The sequence below is a fragment of the Caulobacter sp. GW821-FHT12F03 genome (genome assembly GCF_058806855.1).
Window position 1 is genome coordinate 514176 of sequence record NZ_JBXAQC010000002.1, and the last position, 12757, is coordinate 526932.

General features: G+C 69.1%; 13 protein-coding genes. 2 read left to right on the plus strand and 11 right to left on the minus strand.

Translation table 11 applies throughout. The annotated features are described in order from the left end of the window. Window positions 1-2: 2 nt before the first annotated feature. A complete protein-coding gene (locus AC1RN0_RS07955) occupies window positions 3-1205 on the minus strand; it encodes a threonine ammonia-lyase (RefSeq protein ID WP_492786889.1) in 1203 nt (400 codons plus the stop codon). 29 nt (window positions 1206-1234) lie between these two features. Beyond that, a complete protein-coding gene (locus AC1RN0_RS07960; RefSeq protein WP_492786890.1) occupies window positions 1235-2326 on the minus strand; it encodes a GNAT family N-acetyltransferase in 1092 nt (363 codons plus the stop codon). Between the two features lie 145 nt (window positions 2327-2471). On the opposite strand from AC1RN0_RS07960, the gene AC1RN0_RS07965 reads away from it, so the two are divergent. Further along, window positions 2472-3746: a Xaa-Pro dipeptidase gene (locus tag AC1RN0_RS07965; RefSeq protein WP_492786891.1), complete on the plus strand. Its 1275-nt coding sequence runs from the start codon at window positions 2472-2474 to the stop codon at window positions 3744-3746. Between the two features lie 36 nt (window positions 3747-3782). On the opposite strand, the gene yihA is transcribed toward AC1RN0_RS07965, so the two are convergent. From yihA to AC1RN0_RS08005, 8 genes are all read right to left on the minus strand, one after another. Next, on the minus strand, window positions 3783-4352 hold the full coding sequence (gene yihA / locus AC1RN0_RS07970; RefSeq protein WP_492787014.1) for a ribosome biogenesis GTP-binding protein YihA/YsxC: 570 nt from the start codon (window positions 4350-4352) through the stop codon (window positions 3783-3785). A 65-nt stretch (window positions 4353-4417) separates the two neighbouring features. Further along, entirely contained in the window at window positions 4418-6346 is a 1929-nt protein-coding gene (yidC, locus tag AC1RN0_RS07975) for a membrane protein insertase YidC (protein WP_492786892.1), read from the minus strand. Window positions 6347-6352: 6 nt separating this feature from the next. After that, entirely contained in the window at window positions 6353-6754 is a 402-nt protein-coding gene (locus tag AC1RN0_RS07980) for a ribonuclease P protein component (protein ID WP_492786893.1), read from the minus strand. A 63-nt stretch (window positions 6755-6817) separates the two neighbouring features. Beyond that, window positions 6818-6955, minus strand: coding sequence for a 50S ribosomal protein L34 (rpmH, locus tag AC1RN0_RS07985; RefSeq protein ID WP_488901179.1), 138 nt, complete (start codon window positions 6953-6955; stop codon window positions 6818-6820). A 102-nt stretch (window positions 6956-7057) separates the two neighbouring features. Beyond that, window positions 7058-8041, minus strand: a complete 984-nt coding sequence (locus AC1RN0_RS07990; protein ID WP_492786894.1) for an NADPH:quinone oxidoreductase family protein — start codon at window positions 8039-8041, stop codon at window positions 7058-7060. Window positions 8042-8171: 130 nt separating this feature from the next. Beyond that, a complete protein-coding gene (locus tag AC1RN0_RS07995) occupies window positions 8172-9218 on the minus strand; it encodes an alpha/beta hydrolase (RefSeq protein ID WP_492786895.1) in 1047 nt (348 codons plus the stop codon). A gap of 13 nt (window positions 9219-9231) precedes the next feature. Further along, complete coding sequence (locus AC1RN0_RS08000) at window positions 9232-9846, minus strand: TetR/AcrR family transcriptional regulator (protein ID WP_492786896.1); 615 nt, start codon at window positions 9844-9846, stop codon at window positions 9232-9234. An 89-nt stretch (window positions 9847-9935) separates the two neighbouring features. Next, window positions 9936-10589 carry a 2-hydroxychromene-2-carboxylate isomerase gene (locus tag AC1RN0_RS08005; RefSeq protein WP_492786897.1) on the minus strand — a complete coding sequence of 218 codons (654 nt, stop codon included), beginning with the start codon at window positions 10587-10589 and terminating at the stop codon, window positions 9936-9938. 78 nt (window positions 10590-10667) lie between these two features. Here AC1RN0_RS08005 and AC1RN0_RS08010 point away from each other — a divergent pair, with 78 nt between their 5' ends. After that, a complete protein-coding gene (locus tag AC1RN0_RS08010) occupies window positions 10668-11330 on the plus strand; it encodes a TetR/AcrR family transcriptional regulator (protein WP_492786898.1) in 663 nt (220 codons plus the stop codon). A gap of 37 nt (window positions 11331-11367) precedes the next feature. Here AC1RN0_RS08010 and AC1RN0_RS08015 read toward each other — a convergent pair whose 3' ends face one another. Then, the gene (locus AC1RN0_RS08015) at window positions 11368-12735 is read right to left on the minus strand and encodes a flavin-containing monooxygenase (RefSeq protein WP_492786899.1); all 1368 of its coding nucleotides are present in this window, start codon (window positions 12733-12735) and stop codon (window positions 11368-11370) included. Window positions 12736-12757: the final 22 nt, after the last annotated feature.

Consider the following 12757-nt stretch of genomic DNA (forward strand, 5'->3'; position numbering starts at 1 on the left):
TCCTAGACGAAGCGCGGCGGGTAACCGCTCTCGCGCAGGGCGTCCATGATTTCGTGGGTGTGCTGGGCGTCGCGGGTCTCGATCATGATGTCGAACTCCGCGCCCTTGGCCGGCACGTCGAGGGCCAGGCGGTTGTGGGCCACCTCGATGATGTTGCCGCCCATCTCGCCGATCACCCGGCTGACCGTGGCCAGCAGGCCCGGACGATCGTCGCCGATGATGCGCAGGCTGCACAGGCGCTGGGCCCGCACCAGCTCGCGGGTCAGCACCGAGGCCAGCAGGCGGGTGTCGATGTTGCCGCCGCAGAGGATCAGGCCGCACTTCTTGCCGCGGAACCGTTCGGGATAGGCCAGCAGGGCCGCCAGCGAGGCCGCGCCGGCGCCCTCGGCGATGGTCTTCTCGACGTTGCAGTAAAGCGCCACGGCCCGCTCGATGTAGGGCTCCTCCAGCAGCAGCACGTCGTCGATCAGCGGCCGGGCGATGGCGTAGGTCTTGGTCCCGACTTCCTTGACCGCGATGCCCTCGGCGATGGTCTGGCCGCCGGCCTCGGCGTTCAGGCCGCGCATGCGGGCGGTGAAGCTGGGGAACAGCGCCGGCTCGCAGCCGATGATGCGGATGCTGGGGTTGATCGCCTTGGCCGCCGTGGCCACGCCGCTGATCAGGCCGCCGCCGCCGATCGGCACGGGCAGCACTTCCAGATCGGGCACGTCCTCGAGCATCTCCAGCGCGATCGTGCCCTGGCCGGCCATCACGTCGTAGTCGTCGAACGGGTGGACGAAGGTCAGGCCGCGCTCCTCGCGCAGCTGCTGGGCGTGGGCCGCGGCCTCGTCATAGGTGTCGCCGAAGATGACCACCGTGGCGCCGTGCTGGCGGGTGTGCTCGACCTTCACGAACGGCGTGCCCTTGGGCATGACGATGGTCACCGGCACGCCCAGCCGGGCGCCGTGATAGGCCAGGCCCTGGGCATGGTTGCCGGCGCTGGCGGCGATCACGCCGCGCGACCGCTCCTCGTCGCTGAGCAGCAGCAGCTTGTTCAGCGCGCCGCGCTCCTTGTAGGCGGCGGTGAACTGCAGGTTCTCGAACTTGATCCACACGTCCGCGCCGGTGATCTCCGACAGGGTGCGGGAATGGCGGCACGGCGTGCGCTCGACATGGCCGGCGATGCGGCCGGCGGCGGCCTTGATGTCTTCGAGGGTCAGGGTCATGGGCGATCAGGCGAGGGGGGCGCCAGCCTTCACCGCAAACCCCGCATGAGGTCAAGCCGCCGCATGGCCTTTCCGGGCAGTTCGGACATGCGACCCAGCGGCAGGGACTCGGCCGCCTTGCGCAGGGCGTAGGCGGTTTCGCGCAGCAGCGCCGAGGCCGAGGGGGCGCCGATGAAGCCGTGGGTCACGCCGACGCGCACGTTCGAGAGCTCGCGCTTGAAGCGGTAGTCGCCGGCCCCGAGGTCGACCCGGCTGTAGGGGGCGTGGTCCATCCAGCGCAGGATGTCCTGGAACAGCAGCATGCCCGGCGAATAGCGCTCGAACTGCGGGTCGTGGCTGATGATCCAGCTGTGGATGTTGCGGCCGCCGCGCAGGTTCAGCTGCGCCGCGGCCAGCTGCTCGCCGATGTGCAGGGTGAACAGGGCGCCGCCGAAGTCCGGGTCGCGGCTGGCGAACAGGTTGCGCACCAGCGCCAGCGGCCAGCCGGCGGCGAACAGGTCGGTCTGGCCGGTGGCCAGCCACTGGGCGCGCTTCCAGGCGATCAGCTGGTCCAGGTCGGCCTTCGAGCGGGAAAAGGCGGTGAAGGTCACCGGACCCAGCTCGCGCTCGACCTTGCGACGCTTCTTGTCGGTGTCCTTGAGGGCCGAGACGCCGGCGGCCCTGCGCTCGGCTTCATAGGCGGCGTAACCGTCCCCCACGTCGATGACGAAGGAGTCTTCGCGGCCGCGCGCCAGCGGCGCGAACGCGGCCTGGTCCTCGAGCATGTGGCAGAAGTCGAACCGGCCGACGCCGAGGGCCTCGGCGATCCTGCGCGGCTCGATCTTCAGGCCGGGCTCGGCCACCAGCCCCTGATAGTCGCACATCGGCGCGCCCGCCGGCATGGCGGTGAAGGCGCCCACGCGGGCGGCCATGAAGCCCTTCGGATCAGCCAGGCCGCCGAGCACCACGACGCGCAGTCCGCGGTCCGTCCCGCTGTCCTGTCCCTGGGCCCGCGCCACGGCCCGGGGCCAGTGCGGCGACAGGAAGGGGCTGTCGAGCGCCGGGTCGGCCGCCTGCAGCGCCGCCCAGCGTTCGACGGCGTAGGCGGTCAGCTCCCACGGTCTGACGACATCGATCTTCACGAGAGGCGCTCCCCGGCGGTGTTGCCGCGAAGAAGACTAGCGGCCAACCCTTGAGGGAGCGTTTAGGAGACCCCCCTTTTCGCGCTGGCGAGACCGGCCGAAGCGGCGCTAAGAGTCGGGCCTGTTCCTATCGGGAGTTTCCTGGATGCGCCGCGCGATTGCCGCCTTCACCCTGGCCCTGGCCGTGTTTTCCGGCGGGGTCGCGCAGGCCAAGACGGTGGTCGTGACCGCCGCCCGGCTGCTCGACGTGGCGACCGGCAAATATGTCGACAAGCCGATGGTGGTGATCACCGACGGCCGCATCACCGCGGTCGGATCCCAGGCGGCGATGACCGTCCCGGCCGACGCCGAAAAGGTCGACCTGCCCGGCCTGACCCTGCTGCCCGGCCTGATCGACATGCATGTGCACCTCGACTCGACGCCGAAGTATGGCGGCTACGCGGGGCTGGCCTTCACCGACAGCTTCTGGGCCGTGGTCGCGGTGCCCAACGCCGCGGCGACGCTGAACGCCGGCTTCACCTCGGTGCGCAACGTCGGCGCCGACCGCTACAACGACGTGGCCCTGATGCAGGCGATCGACGAGGGGATCATTCCCGGACCGCGTATCACCCCGGCCGGCTACGCCCTCGGCGCCACCGGCGGCCATTGCGATTCGACCTACTTCCCGCCGTCCGTGGATCTGAGCTCGCCGGGTGTGTTCAACGGGCCGGACGAGGCCCGCAAGATGGTCCGCACGATGAAGAAGTACGGCGCCAGGGTGATCAAGATCTGCGCCACCGGCGGCGTCTTCTCCAACGACGCGGTCGGCATCCAGCAACTGAGCGTCGAGGAAATCCGGGCCATCGTCGACGAGGCTCACATGGACGGCATGAAGGTCGCCGCCCATGCCCACGGCCCCGAAGGCATCCGCGCGGCGATCCTCGGCGGCGTCGACACCATCGAGCACGCCAGCCTGGTCGACGACGAGGGCATCAAACTGGCGCTGAAGGCCGGCGCCTTCTTCGGCATGGATATCTACAACACCGACTACACCCAGGCCGAGGGCCGGGCGAACGGCGTGCGCGAGAGCGAGATCAAGAAGGACGCCGATATCGGCGAGGCCCAGCGGCAGAACTTCTGCAAGGCCGTGAAGGCCGGCGTCCGCCAGATCTACTCGACCGACGCCGGCATCTATCCGCACGGCTGGAACGCGAAGCAGTTCGCGGTGATGGTCCGCTATTGCGCGACCCCCCTGCAGGCCATCCAGGCCGCCACGATCAACGCCGCCGAGGCGCTCGGCCAGCCGGGCGACGTTGGCCAGGTGGCCGTCGGCCGTTGGGGCGACCTGATCGCCGTCCAGGGCGACCCGCTGGCCGACGTGAGCGTGCTCGAGCACGTGGCCTTCGTCATGAAGGGCGGGGTCGTGGTGCGCGGGAAGTAGGACCTCTCCCTCCCCCTCATGGGGAGGGAGGTAAGATCAAACCTCGCAGGTCGCCATGATCTCGGCGCGGAGCAGGGGCATGTTGGTCCCCTTCTCCGACGAGGTGGCCAGCACGCGCGGGAAGGCGGCCGGACGCTTGGCGATCTGGGCCGTGGTCTTCGCCACGACGGCCTCGACTTCGGCCGGTTTGATCTTGTCGGCCTTGGTCAGGATGATCTGGTAGGACACCGCCGCCGTGTCGAGGGCGTCGAGCGCCTCGGTGTCGGGCGCCTTGAGGCCGTGCCGGGAGTCGATCAGCAGATAGACCCGCTTCAGGTTCGGCCGGCCGCGCAGGTACTGGCGGCCGAGGTTCTGGAACTTGTCCTTCGAGGTGCGCGACACCCGGGCGAAGCCGTAGCCGGGCAGGTCGACCAGCCGCAGCTTGTTGTCGAGCACGAAGAAGTTGATCTCCCGCGTGCGGCCCGGCTCGTTGGAGGCGCGGGCCAGGTATTTCTGGCCGACGAGGGCGTTGATCAGGCTCGACTTGCCGACGTTGGAGCGGCCGGCGAAGGCCACCTCCGGCAGGTCCGCCGGCGGCAGCCCGTCCATCTTCACCGCCCCCATCATGAACTCGCAGGGGTGGGCGAACAGAACCCGGGCGGCCTCCAGGGCCTCGTCGTCGAACAGCTCGGTCACGCGGGCGCCTTACCCTCCCCGCGGAGGCGGGCGATGAAGGTGTCGATGGGGTTCTCGGTCTTGAGCCGGTGCATGATCACGTACTGCTGGAAGATCGAGAACACGTTCGAGAAGGTCCAGTAGACCAGAAGGCCCGCCGGGAAGGCGGCCATGATGAAGGTGAACATGATCGGCATCAGCTGGAAGATGCGCTGCTGCGTGGGGTCCGGCGCCGGCGGGTTCATCGAGGTGACGAGCCACATGGTGAAGCCGTAGAGCAGCGGCAGCACGCCGATGTGCAGGTACTGGTCGACCAGGCCGCCGATCAGCGGGATGTGGGCCGGATCGAACGGCAGCAGGCCGAACAGGTTGACGAGGGTCGTCGGATCCTGGGCCGACAGGTCATGCAGCCAGCCGAAGAACGGCGCGTGGCGCATCTCGATGGTCACCGACAGCACCTTGTAGAAGGCGAGGAACACCGGGAACTGCACCAGGATCGGCAGGCAGCCGGCCATCGGGTTGACCTTCTCCCGCTGCATCAGGGCCATGGTCTCCTGCTGCGACTTGACCGGGTCGTCCTTGTAGCGGGCCTTGATCTCGGCCATCGGCTCCTGGAGCTTCTTCATCCGGGCCATCGACTCGGAGCTCTTCTGGGCCAGCGGGAACACCAGCAGGCGCACGCAGACGGTCATGGCCAGGATGGCCAGGCCGAAGTTGGCCAGGTGGTTGAAGAAGAACTCCAGCAGCATGAAGAACGGCTTGGTGAGGAAGCTCAGCACGCCCCAGTCCACCGCGTTCTCGAACATCGGAATGCCGTAGGACTTCTGGTAGCCCTTCAGGGTCTGCACCACCTTCGCGCCGGCGAACAGGCGGGTGGTGGTGACGACCTGGCGGCCGGGGTTGATCACGCGGGGCGTGCCGCCGAAGTGGGCGTCATAGATGTTCACGCCGCCGCTGGTGACCGAGCCGTACTCGCCGGTGACCTTTTCCGACTGGGCCGGCACGAGCGCGGCCAGCCAGTATTTGTCGGTCAGGCCGAGCCAGCCGCCGGTGGAGTTGAAGCTGTTGACGATCACCTCGGCGTTGGGGTCCCAGGCCTGGCCGGTCTTGGCGGCGTCCTTCTGGGCGCGCTCGGCGGCGTCGGCGGCCTTCTTCTTCCAGGCCGTGAACTTCAGCAGACGCAGTTCCGGCGCGGCCTTGTCCGGCAGGTCGCCCAGGGCGCCGACCGCGCCTTCGTGCACGTTCTGCGCCTTGCCGTGGTGGGGCGGCAGGCCCTGGCGCTGGATCGAGGCGTAGGGGCGGATGGTGACGGGCGCGGCGCCCAGGTTGGCGACCGTGTCGGTCACCGTGAACATGAACTTGTCGTCGACCGAGATGGTGCGCTTGAACACCAGCCGGTTGGGGGCGACGTAGGTCAGCTCGACCGGCTTGCCCGGCGCCAGCACGGTGTTGGCCGAGGAGACGGTCCAGACCGTGTCGGCCGAGGGCAGGCCCGGGACCTTGGGCGTCGGCACGCCCGGCGCGATGTTGTCGGTCCAGCCGAAGTCGGCGAACCAGGGATACTCGGCGCCCTCGGGGCGCAGCAGCTCGACCGGGGGCGAGCCCTTGTCCAGCGTTTCGCTGTACTTGTAGCCCTTGGGGCCGCGCTCGGTGAGGAACAGGTCGTCGATGCGCGCGCCCTGCAGGCGCAGCGAACCCTTCAGGGCGGGCGTCTCGATGGCGACGCGCGGGCTGCGGGCGACGGCCTCGGCGCGGGACACCGTCACCGTCGGGCCGCTGACCGCCTTGGGCGCGCCGACCTGGGCCGCCGCCACCGCGCGATCGTGCTTCAGCGCCGCCTGCTTCTTCTTGTTGGCGGGATCCAGAACCAGGGCCTGGTAGCCAATGAGAATGACGAACGCGATCACCATAAAGGCGATCATGTTGCGGGATTCGTTTTGCGGCATGTCGCGCTAACCGGTTCGGGAGGGATCGGACGTCGCGGCGGGGTGCGCGGACGCAGGGTCTGGATCGGCGGCGAGCCTTAACAGCGCGCTTTTCACATCGTCAAGGAGACGGTCCCAGGCGCGCGTCGTCGTGCCGCCCCGGGCGATGAACACATAGTCGGATCCCGGCCTGCCGGCCTGGGGCAGCAGCAGGCGCGCGGCCTCGCGCAGGCGCCGGCGCGCCCGGTTGCGGACCACCGATCCGCCGACTCTTTTTGTTGCGGTAAAGCCCGCGCGGATGCGGGTGTCGCCGTCTTCGCGGTCGCGACGCTGCACGACCACGGCGCCGCGGGCGCACGACGGACCCTTTGCGGCCGAAAGGAAATCCGGCCGTTTGGTCAGGCGTTCAAGAATGGGTGTCTGGTCCAACGGTCCCGGCCCCTACCCAAACTACCGGGCGTGCGAGGCAAATGGGGACGCGCGCGACGAAAACTAGGCCGTCAGGCGCTTGCGGCCCTTGGCGCGGCGGCGCGCAACGATCTTCTGACCGCTCTTGGTGGCCATCCGCGCACGGTAGCCATGACGGCGCGCGCGCACGAGACGCGAAGGCTGAAAGGTCCGCTTGCTCACGGGTTAGCTCCAAAGTCTAAAGGTCTGTCCGCGCCAAGCGGGGCTCGTCGCGATGAGCGGGGGTGGATAAGGGAAGGGCGGGTCCGAGTCAACCCGGGGCCCCTACAGGTCCGGGCGGATGACGGCCTTGCCGACGACCTGGCGGTCGGCAAGCAGGTCGAAGGCCTGGCGCCAGTCGGCCAGCGGCAGCTCGGCGTGGACCCGCGGGTGGATCGTCCCGGCCGCCGCCATCGCCCAGACGGCGTCCATGTTCTCGCGGCCGCGCTCGGGGAACTGGCGGCCGTACTCGCCGGCCCGCACGCCGATGACCGAGAAGCCCTTGATCAGCGGCATGTTGACCGAGATCGTCGGGATCCGGCCCGAGGTGAAGCCGATCACCAGCAGCCGGCCGTCAAAGGCGATGCAGCGCGTGCTCTCGTCGAACACGTCGCCGCCGACCGGGTCATAGATGACGTCCGCGCCCGCGCCGCCGGTGATCGCCTTGACCTGCTCGCGGAAGCCGCCGGTGACGTTGAGCGTGGCGTCGGGGGCATAGGCGTCGGCGACGATCTTCAGCTTCTCGTCCGAGGCCGAGGCGGCGATGACCCGCGCGCCCAGGGCCCTGGCGAGGTCCACGGCGGCCAGGCCGACCCCGCCGGCGGCGCCGTGCACCAGGACCCACTCCCCGGGCTCCAGCCGCGCCCTGCGCACCAGGGCGACGTACGCGGTCAGATAGGCGGCGCCGACGGCCGCGGCCTGCGAGAAGCTCAGATTGTCCGGCTTGCGGCGGATGGCGGCGGCCGGCAGCACGGCGAATTCGGCGAACCCGCCCAGCTTGGCCCCGCCGACCACCGGGTCGCCGACGGCGAACTGTGTCACGCCCTCGCCGAGAGCGGTGACCTCGCCTGCCAGCTCCATGCCGCCGATGAACGGCAGCGGCGGCTTGAGCTGGTACTCCCCCTTCGTCATCAGGATGTCGGGGAAGTTGACGCTGGCGGCCCGGACCCGGACCAGAACCTCGCCGGGGCGCGTCGTGGGAGGGGGGATGTCCTTCAGGGACACGCCCTCGTAGTCCGGGCCAAGGCTGTCGACGATCAGCGCGCGCATTTCCAAGCCCTTATCCGCTCATCCCGGCGAAGGCCGGGACTCAGGGGTTTTTGGTTCTGTTTCCGCTACGAAAGTCTTCCAGAAAAAGCCTGGGTCCCGGCCTTCGCCGGGATGAGCGGGTTGTGAAGGACTACTTCAGCATCCCGTCTGCCGCCTGGCGGACGAAGCCGGCGATCTCGCGGCAGGCGGTGTCGGCGGCGGGGATGGCGCCGGTGAACGCGGTGAAGCCATGGGCCAGGCTGTCGTAGCAGCGGTAGATCACCGGCACGCCGGCGTCCTTCAGCCGCTTGGCGTAGCATTCGCCCTGGTCGACCAGCGGATCGAAACCGGCGGTGACCACGATGGCGGGCGCGAGGCCCGACAGGTCCTCGGTCTTGATCGGCGACAGGCGCGGGTCGGCCGGATCGGCGTCCGCGGCCATGTAGTGGCCCATGAACCAGGTCATGGTGTCGGCCGACAGCGGATAGGCGTCGGCGTAGGTGGTCATCGACTGGGTCTCGCTGGCCACGTCGACGGCGGGATAGATCAGCAGCTGCAGGGCCGGCTGGGCCTCGCCCGCGCGCTTCAGGTCCTGGGCGATGATGGCCGCGAAATTGCCGCCCATGGAATCGCCGCCGATCGAGGCGACGCCCGGCGCCGCGCCGAAGCGGGCGGCGTGGTCGCGGCCCCAGCGGAAGGCCGCCAGCACATCGTCCAGGCCGGCCGGGAAGCGGTGCTCGGGCGCCAGGCGGTACTCGACCGACAGCACCGCCGTGCGGGCGATGCGGGCGATCATGCCGCAGAAGGCGTCGCAGGTTTCCAGATCGCCGATCACCCCGCCGCCGAAGTGGGCGAAGACCATCAGGGGCGCGCTGGAGTCCTGGTCGGCCGGTCGGTAGGCGCGCAGCCGCAGCGGGCCGCCCGGGCCGTCGATGGAGAGGTTCTCGGTCCGCACGCCCGGCTCGGGCTTGCCGCTCATCATCGCCAGACCGCCGGCGCTGGCCGCGCGGGCCTCTTCCGGCGACAGCGACGACATCGGCGGCATGCGCCTGGCGCTGGCCGCGAGGAACTGCAGGCGGGGGTCGAGCGTGCGCCCGCCCTGCCAGACCACGCCGCCGCCGGACATCATGCGTAGCACCGGCGAGGGCAGCGACAGCATGACTTTCAGGATCGCCTTCTGGAGGGCGGGATCGGCCATGCGGTCTCCGGGGTCAGGTCGCCAGTCGGGGCAGGGCGGGCAGGCCGCCCAGGATCAGTCTGGTCGCGAAGTCGGTCGCGGCGACGGTGTCGATGGGCCGCCGCTCGAGCATCTTGTCGCCGACCTGCCGCGCCACGGCGATGCAGGCGGCGGCGAGGTAGTCGGCGTCGACCCGCGGGGCCCCGCCATGCTCGATGGCCTGGGCGAAGGCGTCGCGGACCTCCTCGAAGACCCGCTCCATCTCCGGCGTCTGGACGCGCATGTGCGGCTGCTTCTCGCCGGCCGGCCGCAGGACCTGCCAGGTCTCGTGCTCGTCGGCGATGAAGTCGAAATAGGCCTGGATGGCCGCGCGCAGGTAGCCGTCGAAGCTGTTCGAGGCGTCCCAGCAGGCGCGCAGGATCGGCCGGAACCGCGCCGCGCCGTCGTCGGCGAGGGCCTCGAAGACCTCCTCGCGCGAGCGGAAGTAGTTGTAGAAGGTGCCCGAGGCGAGGCCGGTGCGGCGAATGATGTCGCGCACGGTGGCGACCTCGTAGCCCAGCTCGCCGAACACCTCGCGCGCCGCGTCCAGGATCGCCCTGCGATTGGCGACCTTGGTCTGTTCGCGCTTTCCAGACGTAAGAACGGCCACGTGACTCATCGCAGCGAATCTAACAGGTCACGCCGCCCGGCGGAAAGCGGCAACATGACGCCGTGTCATTCTTTGCACGGACCGGCGCCTCAGGCCCGCGGCTGCAGGCCGTTCTGTTTCATCCGCCACAGCAGCACGTCGAGACGGTCCTGACCGAAGAAGGGCTCGCCCTCGAACACCATCGTCGGAACGCCCCAGTGGCCGGCGCTTTCCAGCGCCGCCTGGTTGGCGGCGATGGCCGCGTCGAGGCGGTCGGCGTCATCGCGGGCCGCGCGTTCGAGCGCCTCCGGGTCGAGCCCGGCGCGCACGGCGGCCTGGGCCAGATGGTCGCCCTCGTGCCAGTTGTCGATGCTGCCGCCCCAGATCACCCGGCCGGCCTCGGCGATGTATTCGAGACCCCGACCGGCTTCCGCCGCCGCCTGGCCCATGCGGGTGATGCGGTAGATGTAGGGCTGCTCCTTCGGCACCTCGCCGCTGGCGATGTCCATGACGATCGGGTCGGGTCGCGGCCAGCGGATCGGCGTGCCCTGCATCTGCCCCAGCCGATAGACGTCGCGCGCCAGGTAGGGCGGCCAGAGAGGGTTCACGCGCTTGAAGAAGCCGTCGATGCGCACGGCGATCGGCAGGACCGGCCTGACGTTTACGGTCAGGTCATAGTCCGCCTGCAATTTGACCAGTCCCGGCGTGGCCAGCCACGAATAAGGGCTGCGGAACGACCAGAAGACATCGACGCTCAGGGTCATTTGGTGTTTCCCCCTCCAGGAACCGTTTTGTTACCCGTGAGTATATAGGACGGTGCGCTTCGAACCATGGGGGAATCGATGACCGGCCGAACGACTGGGCAGCCCGAGGGGCCGGCCTCCCGGACGGCTGCGGCGCGGCGCGATCGCGCGCGGGCCCGTCCGCGCGAAATTCTCGACGCCGCAAGGGACCTTTTCGCCCGCAAGGGCTTCGAGGCCGCGCGCATGGACGAGGTCGCCGCGGCGGCCGGCGTGACCAAGCCGGCGGTCTACCGCTATTTCCCGGGCAAGAGCGCGCTGATCGAGGCCCTGCTCGAGGATGACCTGGCCGTGCCGTTCCGCCAGCTGTCGGCCTGGGCCGACAGCCACGAGGGGCCGATCGAGGCGCTGATCGACGGGTTTTCGGACAAGGTCGACGAACTGCAGGCCGGCGGCCTGATGCGCGGCTACCTCGTGCTCGCCCTCGACGGGGCCGGCCGCCATCCGGAGATCGCCGACTTCATCCGCAACCGGATCCTCGCGCCGGGTTTGCTGGTGCTGGCCAAGGCCTTCCACCAGGCCATGGCGCGCGGCGAGCTGGCGGGCGGCCATGACCCCGCCCTCATGGCGCGGGTGTTCTTCGCCCCGTTCCTGCAGACGTCGCTGAGCTCGGTCGGCTACGCCCTGCCGGTCGGCGACCAGGCCGAACGCGACCGCTATCGCGCCTTCCACACCGCCGCGTTCCTGCGGGCGTTCAAGGCCTGAGGGGGCGGACACGCACGGAAGTGCATGTCCCCGATTCCTACGCCTTTACCGTCTCCGCCCGCGCCTTGACGGGCAGCGGGTTGCCGGCGGCCCTGGCGCGCCTCTCGCCCTTTGCGATCTCCTTGATCAGGTCGTGGCAATAGATGCCGAAGTCGACCTGGATCGTGTGCCGCTTGGAGGCGTAGTACTGGCCCTTGTGGGTGGCCTCGTCCTTGACGATGACGGCCTTCATTTCCGCCTCCGACGGCGGCAGGTATTTGCCGGTCAGGTAGGCGCCGACCAGTTTCGCCTGCTGCTCGGCGAAGTTCACCAGCGTCGGCAGGGGCTGGGCCAGCGCCATGTAGAAAAGGTTCGGAATGCCGGGCTTCATCATCCGCTTGAACAGCGGCAGCTGGTGGTCGGCGTCCGGAACCAGGTCGGGGTCGTCGAAGAACGGGAAGCGCATGTCGTAGCCGGTGGCGAAGATGATGGCGTCGACCTGCTCCACGCTGTCGTCGGCGAAGCGGACGTTCCTGCCCTCCAGCGCCTTGATCGCCGGCTTGAACTTGATGTCGCCGCAGCCGGCCCGGGTGAGGAACTCGCCGCTGACCGAGGGGTGGGCTTCCAGCGGCTCATGGTCGGGCTTGGGAAGGCCGTAGTCCTCCATGTTGCCGACGGTTTTCTTGAGCACCCGGCGGGCCATGGCGATGCCCAGCTTGCGCGGCATCCAGTGCGGCATGGCGGTTTTGTCGGACGGCTTGCCGTTCATGTACTTGGGCATGACCCAGACGCCGCGCCGGGCCGAGACCCACAGGTTCTTCGCGATCGGCCGTTGCGCCAGTTCGCTGGCGATATCCATCGCCGAGTTGCCCATGCCGACGACGACGATGTTCTTGCCGCGCATGTCGACCGGATCGAACGGGTCGCGATAGGCGTGGCTATGGAAGGCCGCCCCGTCGAACTCGCCGTCATACTCCGGGATGCGCGGGCTCCAGTGGTGGCCGTTGCAGACGAACAGGACGTCGTAGAGCCGCGTCTCGCCGGTCGAGAGGGTCACTTCCCACAGACCGTCCGCGTTGCGTCTCGCCTTCTCCACCGCGGTGTTGAAGGTGATCGTCTCGCGCAGGCCGAAGTGGGCCACATAGTCCTTGAAGTACTGGAACAGCTGGGCGTGCGAGGGAAAGTCGGGCCAGTCGGCCGGCACGGCGAAATCCTCGAACGCCAGGCGCCACTTGGAGGTGTCGATATGCAGGCTCTCGTAGCAGGCCGACATGCCGTTGGGGTTCTTGTAGTACCAGTTGCCGCCGATCTCGTCGGAGACCTCGAAGCAGTCATAGGGGACGCCGACGTCCTTCAGCCGCTTGGCGGTGGTGAAACCCGAGCATCCCGCCCCGATGATGCAGGCCTTGGGCAGACGTTCGGCCATGACGGCGCTCCCTGACTTATCG

Excerpts from the sequence above, each read along its gene's own strand:
- AC1RN0_RS07955 (WP_492786889.1), bottom strand. The coding sequence starts at position 1,205 with ATGACCCTGACCCTCGAAGACATCAAGGCCGCCGCCGGCCGCATCGCC.
- AC1RN0_RS07965 (WP_492786891.1), top strand. The coding sequence starts at position 2,472 with ATGCGCCGCGCGATTGCCGCCTTCACCCTGGCCCTGGCCGTGTTTTCC.
- yihA (WP_492787014.1), bottom strand. The coding sequence starts at position 4,352 with ATGATGGGGGCGGTGAAGATGGACGGGCTGCCGCCGGCGGACCTGCCG.
- yidC (WP_492786892.1), bottom strand. The coding sequence starts at position 6,346 with ATGCCGCAAAACGAATCCCGCAACATGATCGCCTTTATGGTGATCGCG.
- AC1RN0_RS07990 (WP_492786894.1), bottom strand. The coding sequence starts at position 8,041 with ATGCGCGCGCTGATCGTCGACAGCCTTGGCCCGGACTACGAGGGCGTG.
- AC1RN0_RS07995 (WP_492786895.1), bottom strand. The coding sequence starts at position 9,218 with ATGGCCGATCCCGCCCTCCAGAAGGCGATCCTGAAAGTCATGCTGTCG.
- AC1RN0_RS08005 (WP_492786897.1), bottom strand. The coding sequence starts at position 10,589 with ATGACCCTGAGCGTCGATGTCTTCTGGTCGTTCCGCAGCCCTTATTCG.
- AC1RN0_RS08010 (WP_492786898.1), top strand. The coding sequence starts at position 10,668 with ATGACCGGCCGAACGACTGGGCAGCCCGAGGGGCCGGCCTCCCGGACG.
- AC1RN0_RS08015 (WP_492786899.1), bottom strand. The coding sequence starts at position 12,735 with ATGGCCGAACGTCTGCCCAAGGCCTGCATCATCGGGGCGGGATGCTCG.